Annotated in this window: 25 protein-coding genes; 7 read left to right on the plus strand and 18 right to left on the minus strand. The window is 66.8% G+C overall.

Going from position 1 to position 24,955, the window contains the following annotated elements; genetic code table 11:
* Positions 1 to 60: 60 nt before the first annotated feature.
* The 4 genes from gabT to argE form a co-directional block, all read right to left on the minus strand.
* Complete coding sequence (gene gabT, locus G7Z99_RS08175; RefSeq protein ID WP_181093071.1) at positions 61 to 1,341, minus strand: 4-aminobutyrate--2-oxoglutarate transaminase; 1,281 nt, start codon at positions 1,339 to 1,341, stop codon at positions 61 to 63.
* A 182-nt stretch (positions 1,342 to 1,523) separates the two neighbouring features.
* Positions 1,524 to 2,966: an NADP-dependent succinate-semialdehyde dehydrogenase gene (gabD, locus tag G7Z99_RS08180; protein WP_181093072.1), complete on the minus strand. Its 1,443-nt coding sequence runs from the start codon at positions 2,964 to 2,966 to the stop codon at positions 1,524 to 1,526.
* Between the two features lie 217 nt (positions 2,967 to 3,183).
* Positions 3,184 to 4,482: an amino-acid N-acetyltransferase gene (argA, locus tag G7Z99_RS08185; RefSeq protein WP_181093073.1), complete on the minus strand. Its 1,299-nt coding sequence runs from the start codon at positions 4,480 to 4,482 to the stop codon at positions 3,184 to 3,186.
* A 119-nt stretch (positions 4,483 to 4,601) separates the two neighbouring features.
* Entirely contained in the window at positions 4,602 to 5,744 is a 1,143-nt protein-coding gene (gene argE / locus G7Z99_RS08190; protein ID WP_181093074.1) for an acetylornithine deacetylase, read from the minus strand.
* Between the two features lie 166 nt (positions 5,745 to 5,910).
* On the opposite strand from argE, the gene G7Z99_RS08195 reads away from it, so the two are divergent.
* Entirely contained in the window at positions 5,911 to 7,275 is a 1,365-nt protein-coding gene (locus tag G7Z99_RS08195) for a CYTH domain-containing protein (RefSeq protein ID WP_181093075.1), read from the plus strand.
* On the opposite strand, the gene G7Z99_RS08200 is transcribed toward G7Z99_RS08195, so the two are convergent.
* A complete protein-coding gene (locus tag G7Z99_RS08200) occupies positions 7,272 to 7,748 on the minus strand; it encodes an Lrp/AsnC family transcriptional regulator (protein ID WP_181093076.1) in 477 nt (158 codons plus the stop codon). The genes G7Z99_RS08195 and G7Z99_RS08200 overlap by 4 nt on opposite strands.
* A 127-nt stretch (positions 7,749 to 7,875) precedes the next feature.
* Here G7Z99_RS08200 and G7Z99_RS08205 point away from each other — a divergent pair, with 127 nt between their 5' ends.
* The 3 genes from G7Z99_RS08205 (at position 7,876) to G7Z99_RS08215 (ending at position 10,353) form a co-directional block, all read left to right on the plus strand.
* On the plus strand, positions 7,876 to 8,190 hold the full coding sequence (locus G7Z99_RS08205) for a hypothetical protein (protein ID WP_181093077.1): 315 nt from the start codon (positions 7,876 to 7,878) through the stop codon (positions 8,188 to 8,190).
* A 93-nt stretch (positions 8,191 to 8,283) separates the two neighbouring features.
* Positions 8,284 to 9,966, plus strand: coding sequence for a GspE/PulE family protein (locus G7Z99_RS08210; protein ID WP_181093078.1), 1,683 nt, complete (start codon positions 8,284 to 8,286; stop codon positions 9,964 to 9,966).
* A gap of 72 nt (positions 9,967 to 10,038) precedes the next feature.
* Positions 10,039 to 10,353, plus strand: coding sequence for a DUF2388 domain-containing protein (locus G7Z99_RS08215; protein ID WP_181093079.1), 315 nt, complete (start codon positions 10,039 to 10,041; stop codon positions 10,351 to 10,353).
* A gap of 23 nt (positions 10,354 to 10,376) precedes the next feature.
* On the opposite strand, the gene G7Z99_RS08220 is transcribed toward G7Z99_RS08215, so the two are convergent.
* The gene (locus tag G7Z99_RS08220) at positions 10,377 to 11,705 is read right to left on the minus strand and encodes an MFS transporter (RefSeq protein WP_219854128.1); all 1,329 of its coding nucleotides are present in this window, start codon (positions 11,703 to 11,705) and stop codon (positions 10,377 to 10,379) included.
* A 230-nt stretch (positions 11,706 to 11,935) separates the two neighbouring features.
* Here G7Z99_RS08220 and G7Z99_RS08225 point away from each other — a divergent pair, with 230 nt between their 5' ends.
* Positions 11,936 to 12,373, plus strand: coding sequence for a CBS domain-containing protein (locus tag G7Z99_RS08225; protein WP_181093083.1), 438 nt, complete (start codon positions 11,936 to 11,938; stop codon positions 12,371 to 12,373).
* Position 12,374: 1 nt separating this feature from the next.
* Here G7Z99_RS08225 and G7Z99_RS08230 read toward each other — a convergent pair whose 3' ends face one another.
* The 4 genes from G7Z99_RS08230 to G7Z99_RS08245 all read right to left on the minus strand — a co-directional run bounded on the left by G7Z99_RS08230 (position 12,375) and on the right by G7Z99_RS08245 (position 16,131).
* Positions 12,375 to 13,013 (minus strand): NADH:ubiquinone oxidoreductase subunit N, encoded by a 639-nt coding sequence (locus G7Z99_RS08230; RefSeq protein ID WP_181093084.1) that lies wholly within the window; start codon positions 13,011 to 13,013, stop codon positions 12,375 to 12,377.
* Between the two features lie 68 nt (positions 13,014 to 13,081).
* A complete protein-coding gene (locus G7Z99_RS08235; protein ID WP_181093086.1) occupies positions 13,082 to 13,327 on the minus strand; it encodes a DUF2789 domain-containing protein in 246 nt (81 codons plus the stop codon).
* A 115-nt stretch (positions 13,328 to 13,442) separates the two neighbouring features.
* Positions 13,443 to 14,075 (minus strand): LysE family transporter, encoded by a 633-nt coding sequence (locus G7Z99_RS08240; RefSeq protein WP_181093092.1) that lies wholly within the window; start codon positions 14,073 to 14,075, stop codon positions 13,443 to 13,445.
* Between the two features lie 145 nt (positions 14,076 to 14,220).
* The gene (locus G7Z99_RS08245) at positions 14,221 to 16,131 is read right to left on the minus strand and encodes an ATP-binding cassette domain-containing protein (RefSeq protein ID WP_181093099.1); all 1,911 of its coding nucleotides are present in this window, start codon (positions 16,129 to 16,131) and stop codon (positions 14,221 to 14,223) included.
* A gap of 50 nt (positions 16,132 to 16,181) precedes the next feature.
* Here G7Z99_RS08245 and G7Z99_RS08250 point away from each other — a divergent pair, with 50 nt between their 5' ends.
* A complete protein-coding gene (locus tag G7Z99_RS08250; protein ID WP_181093101.1) occupies positions 16,182 to 16,655 on the plus strand; it encodes a TIGR02444 family protein in 474 nt (157 codons plus the stop codon).
* Here G7Z99_RS08250 and G7Z99_RS08255 read toward each other — a convergent pair.
* On the minus strand, positions 16,637 to 17,506 hold the full coding sequence (locus tag G7Z99_RS08255) for an AlgP family protein (RefSeq protein ID WP_181093102.1): 870 nt from the start codon (positions 17,504 to 17,506) through the stop codon (positions 16,637 to 16,639). The genes G7Z99_RS08250 and G7Z99_RS08255 overlap by 19 nt on opposite strands.
* A 180-nt stretch (positions 17,507 to 17,686) precedes the next feature.
* Here G7Z99_RS08255 and G7Z99_RS08260 point away from each other — a divergent pair, with 180 nt between their 5' ends.
* Positions 17,687 to 18,352 carry an FKBP-type peptidyl-prolyl cis-trans isomerase gene (locus G7Z99_RS08260; RefSeq protein ID WP_181093104.1) on the plus strand — a complete coding sequence of 222 codons (666 nt, stop codon included), beginning with the start codon at positions 17,687 to 17,689 and terminating at the stop codon, positions 18,350 to 18,352.
* Between the two features lie 7 nt (positions 18,353 to 18,359).
* Here the strand turns inward: G7Z99_RS08260 and rsd are convergent, their stop codons facing one another.
* The 7 genes from rsd to G7Z99_RS08295 all read right to left on the minus strand — a co-directional run bounded on the left by rsd (position 18,360) and on the right by G7Z99_RS08295 (position 24,744).
* Entirely contained in the window at positions 18,360 to 18,830 is a 471-nt protein-coding gene (gene rsd / locus G7Z99_RS08265) for a sigma D regulator (protein ID WP_181093105.1), read from the minus strand.
* 191 nt (positions 18,831 to 19,021) lie between these two features.
* Positions 19,022 to 19,570 (minus strand): disulfide bond formation protein B, encoded by a 549-nt coding sequence (locus G7Z99_RS08270; RefSeq protein ID WP_181093107.1) that lies wholly within the window; start codon positions 19,568 to 19,570, stop codon positions 19,022 to 19,024.
* A gap of 218 nt (positions 19,571 to 19,788) precedes the next feature.
* Complete coding sequence (locus G7Z99_RS08275; RefSeq protein WP_181093109.1) at positions 19,789 to 21,027, minus strand: heme biosynthesis HemY N-terminal domain-containing protein; 1,239 nt, start codon at positions 21,025 to 21,027, stop codon at positions 19,789 to 19,791.
* Positions 21,024 to 22,130: a uroporphyrinogen-III C-methyltransferase gene (locus G7Z99_RS08280; RefSeq protein ID WP_181093110.1), complete on the minus strand. Its 1,107-nt coding sequence runs from the start codon at positions 22,128 to 22,130 to the stop codon at positions 21,024 to 21,026. Before G7Z99_RS08280 ends, G7Z99_RS08275 begins: the two co-directional genes overlap by 4 nt.
* A gap of 43 nt (positions 22,131 to 22,173) precedes the next feature.
* Positions 22,174 to 22,941, minus strand: a complete 768-nt coding sequence (locus G7Z99_RS08285) for a uroporphyrinogen-III synthase (protein WP_181093112.1) — start codon at positions 22,939 to 22,941, stop codon at positions 22,174 to 22,176.
* Positions 22,938 to 23,879, minus strand: a complete 942-nt coding sequence (gene hemC, locus G7Z99_RS08290) for a hydroxymethylbilane synthase (protein ID WP_181093114.1) — start codon at positions 23,877 to 23,879, stop codon at positions 22,938 to 22,940. The genes G7Z99_RS08285 and hemC overlap by 4 nt, the downstream gene beginning before the upstream one ends.
* Before the next feature lie 118 nt (positions 23,880 to 23,997).
* A complete protein-coding gene (locus G7Z99_RS08295; RefSeq protein ID WP_181093115.1) occupies positions 23,998 to 24,744 on the minus strand; it encodes a LytR/AlgR family response regulator transcription factor in 747 nt (248 codons plus the stop codon).
* Positions 24,745 to 24,955 lie beyond the last annotated feature (211 nt).

A 24,955-nucleotide genomic window follows, 5' to 3' on the forward strand; every position in this document is an offset into this window, starting at 1 on the left:
GTGCGGGGTTGCCCCAGGGGCAACCCCGCACCACGGCGGGTCGTTCACGTCGAGGTCACATCACGCCAGTTCGGCGAAGCATTCCTCGATGATCGCCAGGCCTTTGTCCAGCTGCTCGTCCGGTGCGGTCAACGGCACCAGGATACGCAGGACGTTGCCGTAGGTACCGCAGGACAGCAGGATCAGGCCCTTCTCGCGTGCCTTGGCCACCACCTGGCTGACAGCAGCGGCGTTCGGGGTCAGCGAGCCTTTGGCATCGAAGACTTCGACCGCGATCATCGAACCCAGGCCACGCACGTCACCGATGATCGGGTGCTTGTCCTGGATCTGGCGCAGGCCGGCGATCAGGCGCTCGCCCACGGCCTTGCTGCGCTCGAGCAGGTTCTCTTCTTCGAACACTTCGATCACGGCCAGGGCCGCGGCGCAGGCGATCGGGCTACCGGCATAGGTGCCGCCCAGGCCGCCTGGGGCGATGGCGTCCATGTACTCGGCCTTGCCGCAGACACCGGCCAGGGGGAAGCCACCGGCGATGGATTTGGCGAAGGTGGTCAGGTCAGGCGTGACGCCCATCTGTTCCATGGCGAAGAAGGTCCCGGTACGGCCAGCGCCGGTCTGGACTTCGTCGGCGATCAGCAGAATGCCGTGCTGGTCGCACAGGGCGCGCAGGCGCTGCATGAAGGCCTTCGGCGCGGTAATGAAGCCGCCCTCGCCCTGCACCGGCTCGATGATGATGGCAGCGATGTCACGCGGCTCGGCATCGTTCTTGAAGATGCGCTCGATCGAGGCGATCGACTCGTCGATGCTGACGCCGTGCAGCTCGTTCGGGAACTGTGCACGGAACACGCCACCGGGCATCAGGCCCATGCCGGCCGAGTACGGCACGACCTTGCCGGTCAGGCCCAGGGTCATCATGGTACGGCCATGGTAACCACCGGTGAAGGCGATCACGCCGGCACGGCCAGTGGCCGCACGGGCGATCTTGACGGCGTTCTCGACCGCTTCGGAGCCACTGGTGACCAGCAGGGTCTTCTTGGCGAAGTCGCCAGGTACCTTGGCGTTGATCTTCTCGCACAGCTCCACGTACGGCTCGTAGGCCAGGACCTGGAAGCAGGTGTGGCTGACCTTGGTCAGCTGCTTCTGCACGGCGGCCACGACTTTCGGGTGCAGGTGACCGGTGTTCAGCACGGCGATGCCGCCGGCGAAGTCGATGAACTCGCGACCTTCGACGTCGATCACGGTCGCGTTCTCGGCGGTGTCGACGAAGATCGGGTGGATCTGGCCAACACCACGCGGGACGGCGTTGACACGGCGCTGCATCAAGGATTCGTTGGTCTTGCTCATAATGCCCTCATCGCGCCACAGCAACGTGGCGCCTACATTCGGGGGTGGCTGGTGTTCGACTGCGGCAGCATGCGTTGATCGACTGCGGCAGGGCCCTGGCCACCAGGTACTGCGGGTATGAAAAAAACCAGCGAGACGTCGCTCTCGCGCCTCGCTGGCAGAGGTAAAGCCTTACACGTCGATCAGATGCTCAGGCACAGGTACTTGATCTCGAGGTAGTCCTCGATCCCGTACTTGGAACCTTCGCGGCCCAGGCCCGAGGCCTTGATGCCACCGAACGGCGCGACTTCGTTGGAGATCAGGCCGGTGTTGATGCCGACCATGCCGTATTCCAGGGCCTCGGCGACGCGGAACACGCGGCTCATGTCGCGGGCGTAGAAGTACGAGGCCAGGCCGAACTCGGTGTCGTTGGACAGGGCGATGACTTCGGCTTCGTCCTGGAAGCGGAACAGCGGCGCCAGGGGGCCGAAAGTCTCTTCCTTGGCCACGGCCGCGGTCTTGGGCACGTCGACCAGGATGGTCGGCTCGAAGAAGTTGCCTTCGATCAGCTTGCCGCCGGACAGCACCTTGGCACCCTTGGACACGGCGTCTTCGATGTGTTCCTGGACCTTGGCCACGGCCTTGTGGTCGATCAGCGGACCGGTGGTGGTGCCTTCTTCCAGACCGTTGCCGATCTTGAGCTTGGCGACCGCGACCTTGAGCTTCTCGGCGAAGGCGTCGTACACGCCGTCCTGCACGTAGATGCGGTTGGCGCAGACGCAGGTCTGGCCGTTGTTGCGGTACTTGGAGATGATCGCGCCTTCGACGGCCTTGTCCAGGTCAGCGTCGTCGAACACGATGAACGGCGCGTTGCCGCCCAGCTCCAGGGAGACCTTCTTGATGTCCTTGGCGCATTCCTGCATCAGCTGGCGACCGATTTCGGTCGAGCCGGTGAAGGACAGCTTGCGCACCAGCGGGTTGGAGGTCAGCTCGCCGCCGACTTCGCCAGCACTGCCGGTGACCACGCTCAGCACGCCCGCCGGGATGCCGGCACGGGTGGCCAGCTCGGCCAGGGCCAGGGCCGAATACGGGGTCTGCGACGCAGGCTTGAGTACCATGGTGCAGCCAGCGGCCAGGGCCGGGCCGGCCTTGCGGGTGATCATCGCCGCCGGGAAGTTCCACGGGGTGATGGCCGCGGTGACGCCGATCGGCTGCTTGATGACGATCAGGCGCTTGTCCGCCTGGTGGCCCGGGATGGTGTCGCCGTAGACGCGCTTGGCTTCTTCGGCGAACCACTCGATGAACGAGGCCGCGTAGGCGATCTCCCCCTTGGCTTCGGCCAGGGGCTTGCCCTGCTCGGTGGTCATCAGGCGGGCCAGGTCGTCCTGGTGCTCGATCATCAGTTCGAACCAGCGACGCAGCTTGGCCGAACGCTCCTTGGCGGTCAGCGCGCGCCAGGCCGGCAGGGCCTTGTCGGCCGCTTCGATGGCGCGGCGGGTTTCCGCGGTGCCCATCTTCGGCACGCTGCCGATGACCTCACCGGTGGCCGGGTTGGTCACCTGGATGGACTGGCCGTTGTCCGCGTCCAGCCATTCACCGTTGATGAAGGCTTGCTGGCGGAACAACTGAGCGTCTTTGAGCTGCATGTCGGCTTCCTTTAACAGCGCCGTGCGCGCACGGAGCGAATGGTCGAGGGTGGGAAAACGCCCCGCAGGGCGGTCTTCAGCATCGTGCCGTGCACGGCCAGCGAGGTCGGTGCACGGCATCAGGCGTTTGATATCTCAAACGAATCCTAAGGGTCCGTTGGGTGGAGAACAATAGCCTGTTCGAAAAAAAGAACGAACGGCAGCGCCCCCTGCCCAGTCAGAGTGACTTTTCGAAGATTTTCGAGTTGCGCTGGTAGTTGTACAGCGAGGCCCGCGCCGCCGGCAGGCGCTCGACCTCGCTGGGGGCAAAGCCACGCTCGCGGAACCAGTGCGCGGTGCGCGTGGTGAGCACGAACAGGGTCTTGAGCCCCCTCTGGCGTGCCCGGGCCTCGATGCGCTCGAGCAGCTCGTCCCCGCGGCCGCCATGGCGGTACTCGGGGTTGACCGCCAGGCAGGCCAGTTCACCGCACTCGGAATCGGCGATCGGGTACAGGGCAGCGCAGGCGATGATCATGCCGTCACGCTCCACCACGCTGAACTGTTCGATCTCGCGCTCGAGCACCTCGCGCGAACGCCGTACCAGAATGCCCTGCGCCTCCAGGGGCGTGATCAGGTCGAGCAGGCCGCCGACGTCTTCGATGGAGGCTTCGCGCACGATCTCGAACTGCTCCTGGGCGACCAGGGTGCCGCCGCCGTCACGGGTGAACAGCTCGGTCAGCAGCGCGCCATTCTCGGCGTAGCTGACGATATGGCTGCGCGTCACGCCGCCCTTGCACGCCTCGGCGGCAGCATCCAGCAATTCGCCCTGGTAATCGCTGCCCAGTCGCTCCAGGTGCGCAGGCACCTGCTGGGGACGGATCTCGCGCACCAGGTGGCCCTGGGCATCGAGCAGCCCGGACTCGGCCCCGAACAGCAGCAGCTTGTCGGCATTCAGCTCGATGGCGGCGCGCGTGGCGACGTCCTCGCAGGCCAGGTTGAAGATCTCGCCGGTCGGCGAATAGCCCAGCGGCGACAGCAGCACGATGGAGCGTTCGTCGAGCAGGCGGCTGATGCCCTTGCGGTCGACGCGGCGCACTTCGCCGGTGTGGTGGTAGTCGACGCCTTCGAGCACGCCGATCGGCCGGGCCGTGACCAGATTGCCGGTCGCCACGCGCAGCCGCGCGCCCTGCATGGGCGAGGACGCCATGTCCATCGACAGGCGCGCCTCGATGGCGATGCGCAGATGGCCCACCGCATCGATCACGCAGTCCAGCGTGGCGGCGTCGGTGATGCGCAGGCCATGGTGGTAGCGGGGTACCAGGCCACGTGCGGCCAGGCGGGTTTCGATCTGCGGGCGCGAGCCGTGCACCAGCACCAGGCGTACACCCAGGCTGTGCAGCAGCACCAGGTCGTGGACGATGTTGCCGAAGTTAGGATGATCGACACCATCGCCCGGCAGCATCACGACGAAGGTACAGTCGCGGTGGGCATTGATGTAGGGGGAAGCATGACGCAACCAGTTGACGTATTCGGGCATGACAAGGCCTGTGGCAAAGGGGGAAGGAATGGGCGACGCGTGCACAGGAACGTCATCGTCGAAACAGGTCAGGCATCACGCGCGGTCTCCTCGAAAACATGGACGATTGAAGCAGGCGGTCAATTCAGGCAGTAGTGCTGGATCAGCTCACGCAGTAGACGCACGGTCGGCTCGATGCGTGACACCTCCAGGTACTCGCCCGGCTGATGGGCACAGGCGATGTCGCCCGGCCCCAGCACCAGGGTCTGGCAGCCCAGCGCCTGCAGGTACGGCGCTTCGGTGCCGAAGGCCACGGCTTCGGCGCGGTGCCCGGTCAGCCGCTCGGCCAGCAGCACCAGCTCGCTGTCGGCCGACTGCTCGAACGGCGGCACCTCGGGGAACAGCGGTGCGTAGTCGATGCGCACGTCGTGGCGCTCGGCCAGCGGTGCCAGCTTGGCCCGGATCGCCGCGCGCAGCGGCTCCGGGTCCATGCCCGGCAAGGGGCGCAGGTCGAACTCCAGGGCGCATTGGCCGCAGATCCGGTTGGGGTTGTCGCCGCCGTGGATGCAGCCGAAGTTCAGGGTCGGGGTCGGCACGGTGAACTGGGGGTTGCGGTAGGTCTTCTGCCACTCACGGCGCAGGTCCATCATCTCGCCCATCACCGCATGCATGGCTTCCATGGCGCTGCGGCCCAGGCTCGGGTCGGACGAATGGCCGCTGCGGCCCAGGATGTCGATGCGGTCCATCATGATGCCCTTGTGCAGGCGTACCGGGCGCAACCCGGTCGGCTCGCCGATCACGGCGGCACGGCCCAGCGGCTGCCCGGCGTCGGCCAGGGCGCGGGCACCGGACATCGAGCTTTCCTCGTCGCACGTGGCCAGGATCAGCAGCGGCTGCTTGAAGTCGTGTTCGAGCAGCGGTCGCACCGCTTCGATCACCAGGGCGAAGAAGCCCTTCATGTCGCAGCTGCCCAGGCCGACCCAGCGTCCGTCGATCTCCTCGAGCTTCAACGGGTCGCTCTGCCACAGCTGTTCGTCGAACGGCACGGTGTCGCTGTGCCCGGCCAGTACCAACCCGCCCGGGCCGGTGCCGCGACTGGCCAGCAGGTTGAACTTGCCCGGGCTGACGGTCTGGATCTCGCAGACGAACCCCAGGTCGCCCAGCCAGCCGGCCAGCAGGTCGATCACCTGGGCGTTGGACTGGTCCAGGCTGGCCTGGGTGCAACTGACCGAGGGCGCGGCGATCAGGGCGGCGAACTGGTCTTTGAGCGTCGGCAGGGGCATGCGCGTTCTCCTCGGGTCGGCCCCCATCATAGGACCATCCGGCACTGGGAATAAACCGTCAAAGGCCGACTGCTGTACACTCGTCGAGTCTGCCGAGGCGCTTTTGCCTGCACGAATGCCCGGCAAATTATGTAGGCACCCACCCCTGAGCCTGGATCACCCCGCGATGCACAAAGAAACCGAACTCAAACTGCGCGCCAGCCGCGAGACCCTCGACGCCCTGCGCGAGCACCCCCTGCTGAAGAAGCGCAACAAGTCCGGCTGGCAGACGCGCGAACTGCTCAACCAGTATTTCGACACGCCGGAGCGCGACCTCGCAGCGGCCAAGGTCGCCCTGCGCCTGCGTCGCGATGGCGACGCCATCATCCAGACGCTCAAGTGCCGTGGCCAGAGCGTGGCCGGCCTGTCCGAGCGCAACGAGTACGAATGGCCGCTGGAGAAGGTCAAGCTCGACCTGAAGAAGCTCGACGACAGTTGCTGGCCCGAGGCCCTGCGCGAGCTGGACAAGAAGCGCATCAAGCCCTTGTTCACCACCGATTTCACCCGCGAGGTCGCGGAGATCGCCTGGGGCCGTGGCAAAAGCAAGGTGGTCATCGAAGCCGCGCTCGACCAGGGCTTCGTGATCGTCGGCAAGCACAAGGAAGCGATCAGCGAGCTGGAGCTGGAATTGCGCGAAGGCGCACCAGAGGCGCTGCTCGAGCTGGCCGCCGAACTGGCCGCCAGCCTGCCGCTGATGCCTTGCGACATCAGCAAGGCCGAGCGCGGCTATCGCCTGCTCGACCCCGACCACCACACGCTGCACCTGCCGGACAGCGAGCTGGACGTCGAAATGACCCTGGACGACGCCTTCGCCGCGCTGGCCTGGCAACGGCTGGGCAGCAGCCAGCGCCTGGCCGAGCAGTACCGCCACACCGGCCACTGGCGCCTGTTGCAGGACTGGGTCGACTGCCTGGGCGAGCTGCGGGCCCTGGTCACGACCCTGGGCCAGGCCGCGCCTCGCGTCACCACGAACGCCCTGCGCACCAGCCTCGACGCGCTGCTCGAAGACTGGCGCCCCCTGGTGCTGGCCGGCAACGACGACGAAGACGTGCGCCGCGCCGCGCCCGAGCAATTCGCCGACGAGCTGCTCGAAACGCGCTGGGGCCAGTTCTCCCTGGACACCGCGCGCTGGCTGTCGGCACGCGCCTGGACCGTAGGTCGCAACAACCGTGGCGAGCGCCAGGGCCGGGCGCAACTGGGCAACTGGCTGGCGCATCAGCTGGGCGCCGAGGCGCGCGACCTGCAGCTGCCGCGCTACAACCAGCAGCCGGAGGACCTGGCCGAGCAGCTGCCGCGCATCGAACGCCTGCTGGCTTGGCTGCACCATGCCCGCCAGGTGCTCGAGGTGCCGCAGGTGGACCGCCTGTACGGCGACCTGGTCAAGCTGCACCAGCTGGCCAACCAGCCGCTGGGCGAAGAGGTCCTGGCCGCGCGTGTCGAACTGACCCACGTGATCAACCAGAGCCGTGCCTGGAAGCAGCTGGTCGGTTAAGCCCTGTCCGTCAAGGGCAGGCAGGTCGTGGACTTGATCTCGGACAAGGCCACGATCGAATTGACCTCCTGGATCCCCGGAACATTCGACAGCTTTTCGAAGAAGAAACGCTCGTAGGCTTCGATGTCCGGGGTGACGATCCGCAACATGAAGTCCACCGCCCCCATCAGCACGTGACACTCCAGCACTTCAGGGAAGCCGCGAATCGCCTCGGTGAACTCGGCGAAGTTGGAGCGTCCGTGGGCGTTGAGCTTGACCTCGGCGAAGATCTGCGTGTTCAGGCCGACCTTCTTTCGATCCAGCAAAGTCACCTGGCCACGGATCACGCCCTCTTCCTTCAAGCGTTGCACCCGACGCCAGCAGGGTGACTGCGACAGCCCCACCCGCTCGGCGAGCTGCGCGCTGGACAGCGAGGCGTCTTCCTGCAGCAACGCCAGGATGCGGCGGTCGTAGGCGTCCAGTTCGTTGTGCATGATGGTTTCCCAAAGTGGCAGATTGGCGACCAGTATCATGCGTCGATGGCTGCTTTTCGAGTGTCATGAGCGAAACATTGCCAAATCCGGCATGCGAAAATGCGTCATCTGTCACGGAGCGCCTGCCATGCCCAACCCCGAACGCCTCGTCACCCCTGACGCTTTCGATGCCCACCCTGCCCCGGCGCACGTGCGCTACTGGCTCAGCGCCGAGGCCGAGGCCGACAGTGTCTGTCGTGTGCTCAACCTGTTCGCCCTGCAATCGCTGATGCCCCACGAGGTGTACGTGCGTCAGCGTGGCGACCTGCTGGACATGGAAATCGCCGTGAGCGGCCTGGCCGCCCCACGGGCGCAATTGATCGCCCGCAAGATCCGCAACCTGGTCTGTGTCGAGGACGCCAGCGTGCGTTGTCAGCCGCTGCTGAGCGAAGCCTGCGGCTGAGGCGCAAGACGCGGTAACGATTGCGCCGTCCCGGAGACGCCCTGAACCGCTAGCCTTGCCAAGGTCGACGATGACTTGGCAAGGACGCCCCTCATGCACACACCCGACGACGGTTCGCTCGACCTGCACCGCCTGCTCGACCGCCTGGTCGACACCGCACGGCTCACTCCCGCCCAGGCGGCCCAGGCGCGCGACTGCCCCATGGCCGCCGAACACCCCCTCGAACACCTCGCGACCTTCGGGTTCGAAGATGCGCTGCACCCGGGGCAGCGCTGGGGTCTCGAGCGCCTGAACCAGTGGCTGGCCGATCAGGTCGGTCAGCCGTACCTGCGACTCGACCCCTTGCAGATGGACCTGGCCCACGTCACCGGGCTGGTCTCGCCAGGCTTCGCCCAGCGCCATGGCATCCTGCCCGTGGCAGTCGACGAGGCCGGCGTGACCATCGCCAGCGCCCAGCCCTATCGCCGCGACTGGGAGGCCGACCTGGCCCAGGGCCTGGGCCGCCCGGTCCGGCGGGTGCTGGCCTGCCCACGGCAGTTGCGTCAACTGGGGCAGACCCTGTTTCGCCTGGCCGAGTCGGTCCAGGGCGCCCATCAGCGCCAGGCCACCGACCTGGTCGAACTCGAACACCTGCTGGCCCTGGGCCAAGGGCAGGCGGAAGGCGGCGCCCAGGAAGCGCACGTGGTCCATATCGTCGACTGGATCCTGCAATACGCCATCGAACAGCGGGCCAGCGACATTCATCTGGAGCCGCGCCAGGGCCAGGCCCATCTGCGTTACCGGATCGACGGCCTGCTGCACCCGGTGTACACGTTTCCTGGCGGCATCGCCCTGGCGCTGACCAGCCGCCTGAAACACCTGGCACGCATGAACGTCGCAGAAAAGCGCCGGCCGCAGGATGGCCGTCTGCGCACACGCCTGCCGACCGGTGGCGACGTGGAGTTGCGTCTCTCGACCTTGCCCACGCCGTTTGGCGAGAAGCTGGTGCTGCGTCTGTTCGATACCTTGCAGCGCCCACAAGGCCTGCTCGGCCTGGGGCTGGAGGGCGAGATGCTGACCCGCTGGCAACGGTTGCTCCGGCGCCCCCACGGCCTGCTGTTGGTGACCGGCCCCACGGGTTCAGGCAAGACCAGCACGCTGTACGCGAGCCTGGAGTGGCTGGCAGGCCCGACGGTCAACCTGTGCACCATCGAAGACCCGATCGAGCGTCTGGACCCGGCGTTCAACCAATTGCAGGTCCAGCCTCAACTGGACCTGGATTTCGCCGCAGGCGTACGGGCGCTGCTGCGCCAGGACCCTGACATCCTCATGATCGGCGAGATCCGTGACGCCAGCACCGCGCAGGTGGCCGTTCAGGCAGCCTTGACCGGCCACCTGGTGCTGTCGACGCTGCACACCAACGATGCGTGCAGCACCATCGCGCGGCTGCGCGACCTGGGCGTCGCGCATTACCTGATCAAGGCCACGCTGCTGGGCGTCATGGCGCAGCGCCTGGTGCGTGCGCCCTGTTCGGCATGCCAAGGTACCGGGTCGAACGGCAGCGGCCCCTGTCCGACGTGCCGCGGCACGGCATGCCATGGCCGCACGGGGCTGTTCGAACTGCTGGTGATGACCGAAGGCCTGCGCCGGGCACTCGACCCCCAGGGCGACCTGACGGCGCTACGGCAACAGGCCGAGCGCGAAGGCCTGTGGAGCCTGCGCCGCAGCGGTCAGGACAAGGTCGAGCGTGGGTTGACCTGCGCCGAGGAGGTGCGCCGTGTCTGCGACGAGGCCTGAGCGCCTGGGGAACTTGATGCCCGGCGCATGCTCGAAGGGGGCATCCCATCGATGCCTTGCCAAGGTGACCCCATGCGTCTGAAAACAATGATCGCCGCGACTGCCCTGCTCGCCCTTCCCGTCGGCTCGGCCATGGCCAACGGCTTCTGGCACGACGTGCTCTCGTCGGGCGCGACCACGGCCTCGACCTACCTGACATCCAGGGACCACAAGCTGGTCGCCGCCGCCCAGGACGATGCGGGCAGCTACGTCGCCAGCCAGGGCGCGATCCGCGGCCCTTACCTGGAGGCGGCGCTGCACCGCGTGCGCGCCGAGCAACCAGGCCTGCAGGCCAGCGACATGGAGCTGGCCAACGCGATCCTGGTCAGCGCAACCGCGCAGCCTTGACCGACGTGACGGCCTGAACCGCCTCAGTCCAGCCCCAGGTGCTTGGTCTGCGGCGCCCACCATAGCGAAGCGACCAATCCCACCAGGGGGAAGACCGAGGCGATCAGCAGCGTCGTGGAAATCCCCAGGTGCTGCAGGGTGACTGGCAGCAGGTAGGTCGCCCCCGCGGCGCCAATCCGGCTGAACGCGGCCGCGAACCCGACGCCGGTGCTGCGAAACCGAGTCTCGAACATCTCTGGTGGGTACACGTACTGGATGTTGTTCGACCCGGTGATCACCAGCACGAACACACCGAACAGCACCAGCGACACCAGCGGCGGCGGGTTGCCCCAGAGCCCCAGGACCAGCAGCAGGGCGAACATGGCCGCGAAGGTGGAGATGACGAACGTGCGTCGCGAAACCCTGGACAGCCACCACAACCCCAGCAAGGCACCCAAGATCTGCACCCCGTTCATCTGCAGGTCGGTGGAAAACCCATCGTTCACCCCCAGGCTGTCCAGCACGGGCAGGATGAAGGTGAAGATGGCGAACATCGGGCCGACCTGACAGAACCAGAACAGTCCGGCGTACAGCACCCGGCGCCAGTCGTTCTCGACGAAGAACTGCCGCAGCGTCGTTTCGCCGTGCACCCGCTTCACACTGGGCAGGCCGTATTCAGGCCCGTAGCGACGGTGCACGATGGCCAGGGCTTCCTGCTCGCGCCCCCGGCTTTGCAGCCAGCGCGGCGACTCCGGGATGGCGAAGCGAATGAGCAAGGTCACTACGGCGGGGATCGCACTGCTGGCGAGCAGGCCACGCCAGGCCTCGGGTGCCCAGAAGTGCCCGACGAAGAACGCCGCGACGAACCCGACGAACCAGAACAGCGCGATGCTGCCCAGCAACAGGCTGCGGTGCCGACGCGGTGCGAATTCGGCGAGCAGCGATGTACCGACGGCGTATTCCACGCCGATCAGCAGGCCCAACAGCATGCGCAGGGCCACCAGGTCCCAGGTACCGACCACGAACAGCTGGGCCAGCGAGACGCCGATGAAGCCCACCAGGTTCCAGAAGAACACCCGTTTGCGCCCGAAGCGGTCGGCGACGCGGCCGAACACCAGCCCGCTGACGAAGATGCCGATCAGGGCGCTGGCGGCGATCAGGCCTTGGCTCAAGGGCGACAGGCTCAGCTCGGCCGCCGCCGGTATGATGGCCGCGCCGATCACCCCGAGGATGTAACCGTCGACGATGATGCCGCCGAAGGCGCTGATGGCCACCAGCACGACCAGCAGGTTGAGCGGGGCGTCATCGATGGAAATGCCCCTCGTGGGGGTGTCTGGGGCAGGGTGTTGCCGAGGGTCTGCGCTCATGTGCATGCGTGGTGCTCCTGATGACTGGCTTCGGACCATAGGGTCCGAGTGGCCTGACCGCGTGCTCGAGAACGACAGCGTCGATGGGAATGACGACACGCCGCCAGGACCGAAGTCGACAGGATCAGCGGATGACGTTTTCCATCCGTTCGATGCCGTTTTGCGCATGGCCTGCCTGCGGCGTCTGCGGGATGCTTGGGCGTGCCCACTTGCCCTGTTCCGTTCGCGAGGCTCCCATGAAGAACGTCGAAGAAATACTCAAGACCAAGGCCCAGCATCAGGCCGTGTACACCATCGGCCCTGAAGAGTCGGTGCTGGAAGCCTTGAAGACATTGGCCGAGAAGAACATCGGTGCGCTGCCGGTGGTCGAGGACGGCCAGGTGATCGGCATTGTCAGTGAGCGCGACTATGCGCGCAAGCTGGTGCTCAAGGGACGCTCTTCGGCCGCCACGCCCGTGCGCGAAATCATGAGCTCGCCGGTGTTCACCGTCGAGCCGCGCCACAACCTGGAATACTGCATGAGCCTGATGACCAACCGGCACCTGCGCCACCTGCCGGTAGTGGCCAATGGCGAGCTGATGGGGCTGCTGTCGATCGGCGACTTGGTCAAGGAAACCATCGCCGAGCAGGCGAACCTGATTCAGCAGCTGGAACAGTACATCCGCGGCGAGTGATTCAGTGGTAGGCGCGCTCGAGGTCATCGAGCTGGTGGTCGAAACTGCGCAGGCGGGCCGACCAGGTGTAGACCAGCACTTCGATGTCACGGTTGAGCACGGCCGTGGTTGCCGAGTGGGCCGCCGAAGGTTCGCCCACATCGAGCCGGTAGCGTTCCCGGGTCATGGCTGCCGCGACGCTGGACAGGTCACGCGCATTGGCCTGCCAGTGCTGGCGACCGTCACGCAGCTCACGGTCGAGTTCACGGCACTGCTGCTTGAGCGCCTCGAGGCTCTGGTCCAGCGGCGTGCCACGCAGCTCGCCCATGACCTCCTCGAAGGTGCGCCCGCAATGCCAGTGGCTGCCCCACAGGTAGCGATCGAAGACCGTCTCCACCCGACGCAGGGCGACCTTGGTGTTCCAGATGGTGACCAGCGTGTGGCTCTGGACCAGCTCGCGCCGGTTCAGCCGCAGGTGCTGCCAGGCGATCCAGGCGAGCGTGACCAGCGCCGCTGCGACGATGAGACCGGCAGCGGCGTAGAGAAACAGCTCGGCACGGTGCAGGTCGTAGGCGCTGCGGATGCCGAAGAAATAACCACCACTCAGTACGCCCAGGATGGCCAGGGCGCACCAGAATGCGGGTGCATAGGGATCTTTCATGACGGCGTCCCCTCCTCGATCCTTCGAGCATAGCAACGCCGTCCCAGCTCTCCAGCACCGCTCGGCGCTTACACGTCGGGCTTTTCGTGCAGCATCACGTTGAGCTGGTCGATCATCGGGATCCAGTCGGCGTCTTTCTCGTAGCTTTCCTTGAGGAACGCGCGCTGCGCGTCGGTCCAGAACGGCGCGTCCACCAGCTTCACGTCCTGGTCCAGGGGCGAGTGGGTGGTGATGAACTTGTCGATCTCCACGGCATCGTCAGGCAGGCCCAGCTGCTGGAAAACCTCGGATAACGGATGAACAGGTGCGTCCATGATGCCTCCTTCTGGCCGGCCGATCGGCGATCGGCCCTACGGCGTTGGATGATGAATCGGGCAAGTGGAACTTGCCCGCCAACGGGTAGACAACGGCGAAGGCGCAGAGGTCGATTCAGAGCGGTGCGCGGCGCAGGCTCGCCAGCAACGTGGCCGCGCCGACAAACAGCCCGGCGAAGGTGCGGTTCACCCGGCGCTGTTGGCGGGGGGTGCGCAGCAGGCGCAGAACGCGCGCCGCCAGGCCGGTGTAGCCAGCCATCACCACCAGGTCGACGACGACCATGGTCGCGGCGATGGTCAGGTATTGCGGCACCAGGGGCTGATGCGGGTCGATGAACTGCGGCAGGACCGCCAGCATGAACACCAGCGCCTTGGGGTTGCTGACGTTGATCAGCAAGCCGCGCATCACCAGGCCCAGGGGTTTGGCGGCAGGCCGCACGGCCGTGTCTTCACCCAGGTCGGCCGGCAGAGCACGCCATTGCCTGAACGCCAGGAACAGCAGGTAGCCGACGCCGAACCACTTGATCACCTGGAACGCCGTGGCCGACGCAGCCAGGATCGCGCCGACACCGGCCGCGACCACCGCGATCTGCAAGAGTAGGCCCAGCTGCAGCCCGATCGCGTTCCAGTAGCCACGCCAGAACCCGTGCTGCAGGCCGCTGGACATCGAAGCGATGGCGCCGGCGCCCGGCGACAGGCTGATGACCCAACAGGCGACGAAGAAACCCAGCCAGGTCTCCATGGACATGCTCCACCTCTCTTGTCTCGTGATCGACACGCGGCCTGCTAGGACGGCAGACCGACGCAGGTGTCGGCAGGCGACTGTAGCGTGTCGCCCTGCCGACGTCGACCCGCTCAGCCGTGAGGGGGCAGCCTGTGTGGCGGCGTGTCCCTCAGGACAACGCCTCCAGCTCGGCCTGCAGGGTCTCGAGGGTTTCCAGGGCCTCCATCCATGCCTCTTCCAGCTCGCCTTCACGCTGCTTGAGCGTGCTCTGGCGTGCCAGCAGCTCGCGCAGCTGCTCCTTGCGCGAGGCGTCGTAGAGGCCACTGTCGCCCAGCGCCGTCTCGACCTCGGCCAACTGCCCGTGTACCTGACCCAGCTCATTCTCCAGCTTCTCGGCGGCACGCTTGTGCGGAGCCAGTTGCTGGCGAAGCGTGGCGGCAGCCTGGCGCTGCGCCTTCTTGTCGGTCTTGTCCGGGTTGCCCGCCGTGGTGCTCACCGGTGCATGCCGTTGGCGATAGTCGACCAGCCAGCGGCTGTAGTCGTCCAGGTCGCCGTCGAACGCCTGCACCTTGCCGTCGGCCACCAGCAGGAAGTCGTCGGTGGTGCTCTTGAGCAGGTGACGGTCGTGTGACACCACCACCACGGCCCCGGCGAACTCCTGCAAGGCCATGGTCAGCGCCAGGCGCATTTCCAGGTCCAGGTGGTTAGTCGGTTCGTCGAGCAGCAGCAGGTTGGGCCGCTCCCAGGCGATCAACGCCAGGGCCAGGCGTGCCTTCTCGCCGCCGGAGAAGTTCACCACCGGTTCATCCACCCGATTGCCGTGGAAGTCGAAACCGCCGAGGAAGTCGCGCAGGGTCTGCTCGCGCTCGCCCGGTGCCAGGCGTTGCAGGTGCAGCAGCGGGCTGGCCTTGTCGTCCAGCGAATCGAGCTGGTGCTGGGCGAAGTAGCCCACGGCAAGGTTCTCGCCACGCACCAGGCGGCCGCCCAGGGGCGCCAGCTCGCCGACCAGGTTCTTGATCAGGGTCGACTTGCCGGCGCCGTTGGGGCCCAGCAGGCCGATGCGCGCGCCGGGCACCAGTTGCAGCTTGACCTTCTCCAGGATGACCTTGTCGCCGTAGCCGAGCTGCCCTTCGGACAGGTCCAGCAGGGGGCTGGAGATCTTCTCCGATTCACGGAAACTGAAGTCGAACGGCGAGTCCACGTGCGCGGCCGACAGTTCTTCCATCCGCTCCAGGGCCTTGATCCGGCTCTGGGCCTGACGCGCCTTGGTAGCCTGGGCGCGGAAACGGGCGATGTACTTCTCCATGTGCGCACGGCGCGCCTGCTGCTTCTCGAACGCCTGCTGCTGTTGCGCCAGGCGTTCGGCGCGGGTGCGCTCGAAGGCACTGTAGCCGCCGCGGTACAGGTTGAGCTTGCACTGTTCGACGTGCACCACGTGGTCGACGACCGCATCGAGGAAGTCGCGGTCGTGGGAGATCAGCAGCAACGTGCCGGGGTAGCCCTTGAGCCAGTCCTCCAGCCAGAGGATCGCGTCCAGGTCCAGGTGGTTGGTCGGCTCGTCGAGCAGCAGCAGATCGGACGGGCACATCAGCGCCTGGGCCAGGTTCAGGCGCATCCGCCAGCCACCGGAGAAGTCGCCCACGCGACGCTCCATCTGCTCGTTGCTGAAGCCCAGACCCGCCAGCAGCTTGCGCGCACGGGCATCGGCGGTATAGCCGTTGGCGCTTTCCAGCTCACTGTGCAGGCGCGCCAGGGCGCTGCCGTCCTGGGCCTGCTCGGCCACCTCCAGCGCGGCCTGGACCTGGCGCAGGCGATGGTCGCCGTCGAGCACGTAGTCCACTGCCAGGCGATCGAGGGTGTCGACCTCCTGGCGCATGTGCGCGATGCGCCAGTCCGCCGGCAACCGGCAGTCGCCGCCGTCGGGCGACAACTCGCCGCGCAGCAAGGCGAACAGGCTGGATTTGCCGGCGCCGTTGGCGCCGATGAGCCCGGCCTTGTGACCGGCGTGCAGGGTCATCTCGGCGCCATCTAGCAGGCGCTGAGGACCACGCTGTAAAGTGAGGTTGGTTAGTCTGATCATGATGGTCGCGGAGTCTACCAGCTTCCATGACCCCTGGCGCGAGTCGAACAATGCCTACCGATCTATGGAGTCACGCCATCGCCCTGTACCGCAGGCCGGGCATGGAAACGGCCTGCCTGGCACTGCAAGCCCACGGCGGCGATGTCTGCCTGGCGCTGTGCGGCACCTGGCTGCAGGCGCGGAATGTACCGGTAACGCCGGCACGTGTGGAGGCGCTGCGTGCGCTGGCGCAGGCGTGGCAGGCGCCGGTGATCGCGCCCTTGAGGGCGCTACGCACGGGCTGGAAGGCGCAGGCCCTGCTGGACCCTGCGCTGGCCGAGCTGCGCGAGCAGGTCAAGGCCCTGGAGCTGAGTGCCGAACGCGTGCTGCTCCAACGCCTGGAATGCCTGACGAACGGCTGGGCCAGTGAGGCGGGCGCTGCACAGGACTGGCTGGAGGGCCTGATGCCTGTGCAGCTCAAGGGCCACGACACGCTGGAACGGTTGCGCGTCGCGGCCCGGGCGCTTCAGGCCTCGGAGGCCTGAGCCGAGTCGGTTGCCGTGTAGGACACCCCTTCCGACACCGCCGCTGCAGGCGTGCGGCCTGCGGCGACCGGTGTATCGGCCTGTGGCCCGGCTGGTTTGACGGTGCGCTTGGCCGCGGGCTTGCGAGGTGCTCGAGCCGGTTCCTGGGTAGCGCCCGACGCCGAGGCCGAGCCGGTCGCGTCTGCAGGGGTCTTGGCGGTGGCCGTCCGACGTGATGCCGCCGGCTTGGCGGTGGCCGACGTCTGCGAGCCAGCGGCGCTCGTCGCGCTGGCCGAACGACGGGCCGTGGACGCGGTAGCCGCCTGATCGCCCGCTGCCTTGCGCGGCGTGCGGCCGCTGACGGCCTTCGTGTCGCGGGTGCGGGTCGGCTTGGCGACAGGCGTTTCGTCAGCCACCGGCTCAGGCTGGACCTGGGCCTGCTGTACAGCCGGTTTTTGTGAGGACTTTCCGTCACGCTGGGCCAAGCGGTCGTTCACGGCCTCGCGCACCTTGCCGACCCCCTGGGCCAGGGCCAGGCTGTCTTCGACGTCACGCTTGAGCGTCTGGATGTACGTCCGGGTTTCGGTCTGACGGGTCTTGAGCGTGTCGAGCAACGCTTCCAGCTCGTCGATCGCCTTGCGCGTCTTGCCTTGTGCCTTGCTCTTGCCAGCGCTGGCGTGATCCTGCAGTTTCAAGCGCGCATCGTGGAGCTTTTCCTGCGCCTTGCCGCGTCGTTTCTCCAGCTTGGCCAGAACCTTCTCGGCATCGGCCAGGGCCTGTGAGCAGGCTTCCTCCAGCGTGTCGAGCAGGCTGTCGGACAGTTGCTGGAGCAAGTGCAAGGGCGTACTGACAGACTTCTTCTTGGACGGCATGGGTACCTCCTGACGGACGAGTGTGCGCCCCATACTAGGCCTCTGCCACGATGACCGCCAGACCCCGGCTGCCTGACACCCGGTGGCGACGCACAGGGGTACGATCCGCGCACCCGACCATTCTCTTGTCGGCCCCACTTTAGGCATACTGCCTGCTTTCTCTGGTCACAGGAGCCGAACGTGCCTCGCTATCCGATCCTTGCCCTGGCGCTGTGCAGTGGCGTCTGCCTGGCGGCCCCCGCCGAGCCTGGAACCCGCACCGATGACCTGTCCTACGGGGTGGGTGTCAGCCTGGGTCAACGCCTGCACGCCGAGGTGCCGGACCTTCAACTGGACACCTTGATCGAAGGGCTGCGCCAGGGTTACCAGGGCAAGCCCCTGAGGCTCGAGCAATCGCGCATCGATGCGATCCTGCAGCAGCATGACGAGGCGATGGCCATCGCGGCCGAGGCCCCGAGCGCCGCCAGTCGCCAGGCGGCGGAGACGCGTTTCATGGCCGAGGAGCACGCCCGTCCGGGGGTGCGCGAGCTGGCTCAGGGCGTGCTTTACACCGAGCTGGCAGCGGGTACGGGTGAGGGGCCTGCGGCAGGCGGCAAGGTGCAGGTGCGCTACGTGGGACGCTTGCCGGACGGCTCGGTATTCGACCAGAGCCAGCAGCCCCAGTGGTTCGCGCTCGACTCGGTCATCGCCGGTTGGCGCGTGGCGCTGATGCAGATGAAGCCTGGGGCGAAAGGCCGCGTGGTGATCCCGTCGGCGCAGGCTTACGGGGCTGATGGGGCGGGTGATCTGATCCCGCCCGACACCCCGTTGGTCTTCAACGTCGAACTGCTCGCGGTCAAGCCCTGAGCGGCCCTCAGGCCTCGACGACGTCCTGCTCGCGGTGGGTGTTGTGCAGGATTTCGATCAGGCAGTCTTCCAGCTCGAACCGTTCGTGCAGCAGGCTGCCCAGCTCGCCCAGCTTGCGTGCGAACCGCTCGGCATCGTTGCAGCTGGCCTTGACGCAGTGGTCGTTGAACGCCAGCGCGATCTCGGTGATCTCGTTGATGCGCGGGTTGAGCTGCTCGGCCAGACCCAGGGCCTTCTGGTCACCGAACGACTTGGCCTCGGTGACCAGTTGCTCGCAGACTTCGAAGTGCCAGGCCGACACGTAGTCCACGAGGATTTCGCAGAAGCGTTCGTGGTGGCGCTTGTCGGCGAAGGCGGTACGCGCATCGCGCAGGTTGCCGAACGCTCGGACCAGCTCCTCGCGCTCCTTGAGCCACCGGTCGATCAGTTGGTTGACGCCACCCCAGCGTTCCTGGGCATTCTGGCAACTATCGAGCATGACGAGATCTTCCCTTCTGGGCGATGCCCCCGCACCTGGTAGCGCGTGGGTGGCGGTACGAAAGGTGTCATCCGCAGGCTGGCATCGAGCCGTTGTTGTAGAGGTAGACGTGCAGAAGCGTATTCCGCATCGACTGCGCTTCAAGGTACGCAAGGGCACTCGTTCACACAAGTCTTTGGCGCAGCGACAGATCACCGCTGGTCGAGCGAAGGGGCTGCCGGCTCGCGCTCGGCCACGTGTGCAGGCGGCGGCAGCAGATGCCCGATGAGCCCTGACAGCGGCACCAGTGCCAGCAGCACGAAGGCCAGCAGGCTCCATTCCGGCAGGGTCAGGTCCAGGAAGCTCCACCGGATCGACGAGCACACCGGCTCGCCCAGGATCAGCGTCTTGAGCGTGTGAGACCACGTTGCCCAGCTCTGGGACGCGGCCCCGTACACGGGGTCACAGGCCAGCTCACTGACCCTCCCTTGCAGCCAGACGTGCCGTGCAGCGAGCGCAACCCCGCTGCTCGATACGGTCAGCGCCAGCCAGGTGTAGACCCGTACGCCCCTGGGGCCCGGCGCTTGCAGCGTCATCCCCAGGCAAACGAGGGCGAAGGCGCCCATCAGCCAACGCTGAGCGACACACAAGGCACAGGGGGTGAGGCCGGCGCTGGTTTCGAGGTAAAGACTGGCCACCAGCATGACGAGGCAACCGAGCAATGCTGGGAAATACAGGGAGTGCAAACGAACCCGCGACATGTGCCAAGCCCTGTGGAGGAACGGTAGGACAGGAACGTTAGAGGATGTGCCGGGGTTGTTTCAAGGCACTACAGGCAGGATACATCCCTGATACGCAGGGAAAGCCACTTAACTTCTGTGGGAAACTTCCGAGAACATGGTTTGGATGTTCTTCCCGCGCGCTGGAAAAACCACGTTTTCAGTCGAACCCGTGTCTGCACACGGGTCCGACGGTCACCTCAGGTTCGCTTACCCTCGGGCAGGGGCAAGGCCAGCAGACGCTCGTCGAGCAAGCCCAACCCTTCCTCGAACAGCTGATTGCTGCGCGCGGTTTCGCCCAGGCTGGCCAACAGGCGCGCCAGTTCGGCACAGGTCTCCGGGTTGCGCTGGAAGCGCAGGCTGCTTTCCAGGTAGTCCCGCGCCTTGCCCCACAGACGCTGCTGCAGGCAGAGCCGGCCCAGGGTCAGCAGCAGGCTCGGGTCACTGGGATGCGCCTTGAGCAGGCCCTCGGCGAACTGCAACTGGCGCGCCGGATCTTCGCCACGCACCAGGCCATACAGGCGCGCCAGCGGGCTTTCGTACTGGCGCTTGAGCGTGGTGCGCAGCACATGCTCGGCCTCTTTCTGCGCGCCCGCCTGGCGCAGCTGCTCGGCATAGGCCAGGACCAGGCGCGGCTCCTGGCGCTGGGCGGCGGTGAGCTGTTCCCAGGCGCGCTCCAGGGATTGGCGAACGGCCTGGGCATCGTTGTTGCCGTCATGGGTCAGCGACAGGTTCTGCCCCCAGGCGCGCTGCTCGAGTTCGGCCAGTTCGGCGGCAGGCAGCACCTTGCCCTTGCGCAGTTCGGGCAGCAGGCGAATCACTGCAGACCAGTCGCCGCGGCGCATGTGCAGACGCTGCAGCAGCCTGAGCACCTGGGCGTTGCCGGGGTACCGCGCCTGCATGGCGTCGAGCGTTTCCAGCGCCTGATCGTCCTGGCCTTGGTCCATCTGCAACTGTGCGTGGTTCAGGGCGACTGCCAGTTCGGCCTGGGGCTGGCGTTCCAGCGCGCGCTCGAGCAAGGTGTCGCGCTCGTCGTAGCGGCCCTGCTCGTTGGCGGCGCGTGCCGCGCCCAGGTAGTAGAACAGCGGGTAGCGCTCGGCTTCGGCAGCCCGGTGCAGGTGGCGTTGCGCACTGGCCCAGCGGCCTTCGGCGAGGTCCAGCTGCCCTTGCTTGATCGCCACCTGGGTGCGACGGCTGCGGTTGCGGCGCGACCATGGGTTGACCACGCCACTGGAGACCAGCACCAGGCCGATCAGGTAGCGGACCAGCGCCGCCAGCAGGAGCGCGGCCAACAGCAGGCCCAGCGTCGCCCAGAGACTGGACTGGTAGCGAAAGCCGCCATAGGCGATCAGCACGTAGCCGCTGTGCTTGGCGATGGCGATGCCCAGGGCCGCCGCTACCGCAATGGCGATGACCACCAGCAGGTAAGCCCGCTTCATGGCTTGGCCTCCGCGTTTTCAGCTGGCAGGTGGCGGCGGGCGATATAGGCTTGCACGGCAGTCAGGCTGGCGCTGAGGTCAGGCACATCCACGGCCACGGGCGCTTCGGCCAGCGCGTTGAGGCTGTCGAGCATGGTCTTGCTCTGCGGGTTGTCGGCATTGAAGTTGGCCTGCAGCACGCTGCGGGCTTCGTCCAGTGCCTGGCGATAGACCTTGGTCTCGCCGTTGAGCGCGGCCCACTGCGCTTGCTCGAGGGTCAGGCTCAGTGCCAGACGCAGCTGGTTGAGTGACTGCCCTGCCAGCAGAGGACGCACGTTCTTGTCGGCGCCGAATTCCATCTGGAAGTACTTCGACATCTCGGCCCACCAGCGCGACCAACGACTGGCGACATCGCCGTCGGCCGTCACTGCGCCCAGGGCGTTGGCATCGCTGGCGAAATCAGGTGACTGGGCGCTGAGCTGCTGCACCAGGTCGCGCTGGGCGGCCAGTTTGAGGAACAGGCCGGTACGGTCAGGCTGCTGGGTGCTGTTGAGCACGGCCAGGCTGCGGGCCAGCTGCTCGCGTGCAGCGAACGAGCCTGGATCGCTCTGCTCGCGCAGGATCTCGTCGGCGCCCTCGACCAGGGCCTTTGCGCTGTCGATGTCCTGCAGGGCCGACAGGCGCAAGGTGGCCAGGCGCAGCAGGTGCTCGGCCTCGGCCAGGCGCCAGTCCTTGCGGCTGGCGCCCAGCACGGTTTCCAGGCGCTGGCTGAGCCGCTGCTGATCGCCCTGCAATTGCGTGACCAGCCGGCGACGGTCTTCCAGCTCGCTGGCGGCCGGCAGGCTCTGCAATTGCGCGGTGATCTGCTGTTCGCGCTGCTGCAGGCTGGCGGTGCGCTCGTTGAGGGCCTGCAGGTGCTGGCCTTGACCGTGCTCGTTGGCCTGGAGCTGGCGTACCTGCCAGACGCCCCAGCCACCGGCCGCGACGCCGGCGGCACCGAGCAACAGGGCCAGGACGGCCAAGCCATTGCCCGTGCCCGAGCGGCGCGCAGCGGCAGCCGGTTGAGGGTCCGGCGTCTTGGGCACCGGTGACGGTTCAGTGTTAGGCAAGACAGTTTCGCTCACGTATCCATCCTTTGCATTGGGGCACGCTGCTCGCGCAGGGCGCCTAAGAGCCAGGTGCAGCGCATCGCTGCACGGCTGCCATCAAGGCCGCGGCGCTGGCGCCACGGCAATCCACAACATGCTGTGCACCTGCCGCCCGGGCGCAGTCGGCGACCCGGGGGCTGGGCGCGAACAGCGTCAGCCGTGCCAGGCGAGGCCACGCCTCACCGGCCAGGCGGTGCAAATGTTCGAAGCCCTGACCACTGCTGACCACCAGGCCGTTGAGGCGTTCCCCGTCGACCAGGCGTGCCAGTTCGCCGTCCGGGTAGTCCGGCAGGCAGCGGCGATACAGTTCCAGATAATCGACGCTGGCGCCTTGCTCGGCAAGACGCTCGGCCAGTCGTTCGCGACCTCCCTCGCCGCGCACGATCAGCACACGCGGTGCCGGGCCATCGAGTGCCTCGCTCAGGGCACCCAGCGCAAGCAGGGCCTCGCTGTCGTCGCCCTGCTCCGGGAAGCGCGCGACGATGCCCTGCCGAGCCAGCACGCCTGCCGTCGCCGCCCCGACCGTGAACCACGCCGCGCGGACGCCTGCCAGGCTGGCGGGCGTCGTCGCTGCGAGCAACAGCCGTGCAGCGGGTTTGCTGACCACGATGATCGCCTGGTAGGCCCCCAGGTCATGCAAGGTCTCACGCTGCGCGGTGCCAAGCACTTTGGGCTCGATGTGCAACAACGGCAGGCTGCTGCTGGCGATGCCGACGTCGGCCAGTGACCGTGCCAGGTCGGCACACTCCTCGGCGGGCCGGGTCAGCAACAGGCGCCAGCCTTTCACGGATGCCCGGCCTCGCCATAGACCGCCGCGAGAATGACGTCGGCGCCCTGGTCGAGCAGGTCGTCGGCGACCTGGACACCCAGCAGGTCGGCGGCGGTCCGGGGACCGCGCGCTTCGGCGCGCAACAGGGCCCCGCCATCCGGCTGGCCGACCATGGCGCGCAGCCAGAGCTGGTCGCCTTCGAGCACGGCATAGCTGGCGATCGGCACCTGGCAGCCGCCGTTCAAGCGTTTGTTGAGGGCTCGCTCGGCCACCACGCGATCGGCCGTTTCCAGGTGATGCAACGGGGCCAGGAGCGCCTGGATGTCACTGTCGGCGCTGCGGCATTCGATGCCGACGGCCCCCTGCCCACCGGCTGGCAGGCTGTAGGTGACGTCGAGGCTGGACGTGATGCGCGACTCGAAGCCCAGGCGAATCAGCCCGGCGGCTGCAAGGATGATCGCGTCGTAGTCGCCCGCATCGAGCTTGGCCAGGCGGGTGTTGACGTTGCCGCGCAGGAAGCGGATCTCCAGGTCGGGCCGGTGCGACAGCAACTGGGTCTGCCGACGCAGGCTGGAAGTCCCGACCACGCTGCCCAAGGGCAAGGCGTCCAGGCTGGCGAAGTGGTTGGAAACGAAGGCATCGCGCGGGTCTTCCCGCTCGCAGATGCAGTACAGGCCCAACCCTTCGGGGAAGTCCATCGGCACATCCTTCATCGAATGCACGGCGATGTCGGCCTGCCCTTCGAGCAAGGCGGTTTCCAGCTCTTTGACGAACAGGCCCTTGCCGCCGATCTTCGACAGCGGCGAGTCGAGCAGCTTGTCGCCTCGGCTGACCATGGGCACCAGGGAGACGGGCAGGCCTGGATGGGCCGCTTCCAGACGGGCCTTGACGTACTCGGCCTGCCAGAGGGCCAGGGCACTCTTGCGAGTGGCGATACGGATTTCGCGAGTGGACATGAAACGCCCCGAACGAGAGAAATGCCCCCGATGATAACAGCTCTGCCCGCCTCGCCAGCGGACGCCGGTCATCCCTGCGCGTTTCCAGCGCAAAGGGCCGGCTGCTCATTCGCCAGGTCTAGAGCGTTTGCATCATCTTGCGCACACCGGCCACGTGACGCCGGCTGACGGTCAGCGCATCGCCGTCGAGGCCCTTGAGGAACAGCTGGAAATGCCCGAGCGGCGTGCGCTGCAAGCGTTCGATCCGCTCGCGCGACACCAGGGCGTTGCGATGAATACGCACGAAGCGGTCGCCGAATTCGTCCTCCAGGGCCTTGAGCGGCTCGTCGAGCAGCACCTCGCCGCCCTCGTGACGCAGCGTCACGTACTTGTGGTCAGCGATGAAGTACACCACCTGCCCCAGGGGAATCAGCTCGATCCCTTTGCGGGTACGTGCACTGATATGGCTGCGAGGGCCGCCGCCACTTTCGTTGGCAGGTCGGGTCAGTGCCGCCAGCTGTGTGCGATTGGGCCGCTCCGCCTTGCGCAGGGCATCACGCAGGGCCTGCAACTGCACCGGTTTGGCCACGTGGCTGAGCGCACTGTCCTCGAACGGCTGGTGCGCGCTGTCCTCGCCTTCGGTGCAGAACACCACCGCCGGTGGCGCTTCGCGCTCGCACAGGCGCGCCGCCACCTGCAGGCCATCGAGGCCCGGCATGGCGACATCCAGCAGCACCACATCGGGCTTGAGGCTTTCGATCAGGGCCAAGGCCTCTTCGCCGTTGGTGGCGCCAGGCTCCAGCACGGTGTACCCCTCCAGCTCGCCGAGCAAGCGGCTCAGGCGGTCACGGGATTGGGTTTCGTCATCAACGATCAGGACATTCATATATTGCTGGATTCCTGAATGAGTCTCGCAGGTGGGCTGGCGTGCCGGGGTGCGGATCGACCGACACCGTGGTCCACGCTCAGACCGATGCGATGGCCAAAGATTCACTGAGCCGCGGTCTCTGCCGCCGGCCCTCTGTCCAACTGTAGACGGTCCTTGCAACGCTGCCGTTCAATCGTTCATCGCTCGAAGGGGTCGAGGCCGCTTTCGC

The organism is Pseudomonas entomophila (assembly GCF_013523165.1).
GTDB classification, from domain to species: Bacteria; Pseudomonadota; Gammaproteobacteria; order Pseudomonadales; family Pseudomonadaceae; genus Aquipseudomonas; species Aquipseudomonas entomophila_A.

What these genes read in the sequence shown, in the direction of transcription:
- gabT (WP_181093071.1), bottom strand. Translation starts at nt 1,341, where the DNA reads ATGAGCAAGACCAACGAATCCTTGATGCAGCGCCGTGTCAACGCCGTC.
- gabD (WP_181093072.1), bottom strand. Translation starts at nt 2,966, where the DNA reads ATGCAGCTCAAAGACGCTCAGTTGTTCCGCCAGCAAGCCTTCATCAAC.
- argA (WP_181093073.1), bottom strand. Translation starts at nt 4,482, where the DNA reads ATGCCCGAATACGTCAACTGGTTGCGTCATGCTTCCCCCTACATCAAT.
- argE (WP_181093074.1), bottom strand. Translation starts at nt 5,744, where the DNA reads ATGCCCCTGCCGACGCTCAAAGACCAGTTCGCCGCCCTGATCGCCGCG.
- G7Z99_RS08195 (WP_181093075.1), top strand. Translation starts at nt 5,911, where the DNA reads ATGCACAAAGAAACCGAACTCAAACTGCGCGCCAGCCGCGAGACCCTC.
- G7Z99_RS08200 (WP_181093076.1), bottom strand. Translation starts at nt 7,748, where the DNA reads ATGCACAACGAACTGGACGCCTACGACCGCCGCATCCTGGCGTTGCTG.
- G7Z99_RS08205 (WP_181093077.1), top strand. Translation starts at nt 7,876, where the DNA reads ATGCCCAACCCCGAACGCCTCGTCACCCCTGACGCTTTCGATGCCCAC.
- G7Z99_RS08210 (WP_181093078.1), top strand. Translation starts at nt 8,284, where the DNA reads ATGCACACACCCGACGACGGTTCGCTCGACCTGCACCGCCTGCTCGAC.
- G7Z99_RS08215 (WP_181093079.1), top strand. Translation starts at nt 10,039, where the DNA reads ATGCGTCTGAAAACAATGATCGCCGCGACTGCCCTGCTCGCCCTTCCC.
- G7Z99_RS08220 (WP_219854128.1), bottom strand. Translation starts at nt 11,705, where the DNA reads ATGCACATGAGCGCAGACCCTCGGCAACACCCTGCCCCAGACACCCCC.
- G7Z99_RS08225 (WP_181093083.1), top strand. Translation starts at nt 11,936, where the DNA reads ATGAAGAACGTCGAAGAAATACTCAAGACCAAGGCCCAGCATCAGGCC.
- G7Z99_RS08230 (WP_181093084.1), bottom strand. Translation starts at nt 13,013, where the DNA reads ATGAAAGATCCCTATGCACCCGCATTCTGGTGCGCCCTGGCCATCCTG.
- G7Z99_RS08235 (WP_181093086.1), bottom strand. Translation starts at nt 13,327, where the DNA reads ATGGACGCACCTGTTCATCCGTTATCCGAGGTTTTCCAGCAGCTGGGC.
- G7Z99_RS08240 (WP_181093092.1), bottom strand. Translation starts at nt 14,075, where the DNA reads ATGTCCATGGAGACCTGGCTGGGTTTCTTCGTCGCCTGTTGGGTCATC.
- G7Z99_RS08245 (WP_181093099.1), bottom strand. Translation starts at nt 16,131, where the DNA reads ATGATCAGACTAACCAACCTCACTTTACAGCGTGGTCCTCAGCGCCTG.
- G7Z99_RS08250 (WP_181093101.1), top strand. Translation starts at nt 16,182, where the DNA reads ATGCCTACCGATCTATGGAGTCACGCCATCGCCCTGTACCGCAGGCCG.
- G7Z99_RS08255 (WP_181093102.1), bottom strand. Translation starts at nt 17,506, where the DNA reads ATGCCGTCCAAGAAGAAGTCTGTCAGTACGCCCTTGCACTTGCTCCAG.
- rsd (WP_181093105.1), bottom strand. Translation starts at nt 18,830, where the DNA reads ATGCTCGATAGTTGCCAGAATGCCCAGGAACGCTGGGGTGGCGTCAAC.
- G7Z99_RS08270 (WP_181093107.1), bottom strand. Translation starts at nt 19,570, where the DNA reads ATGTCGCGGGTTCGTTTGCACTCCCTGTATTTCCCAGCATTGCTCGGT.
- G7Z99_RS08275 (WP_181093109.1), bottom strand. Translation starts at nt 21,027, where the DNA reads ATGAAGCGGGCTTACCTGCTGGTGGTCATCGCCATTGCGGTAGCGGCG.
- hemC (WP_181093114.1), bottom strand. Translation starts at nt 23,879, where the DNA reads ATGTCCACTCGCGAAATCCGTATCGCCACTCGCAAGAGTGCCCTGGCC.
- G7Z99_RS08295 (WP_181093115.1), bottom strand. Translation starts at nt 24,744, where the DNA reads ATGAATGTCCTGATCGTTGATGACGAAACCCAATCCCGTGACCGCCTG.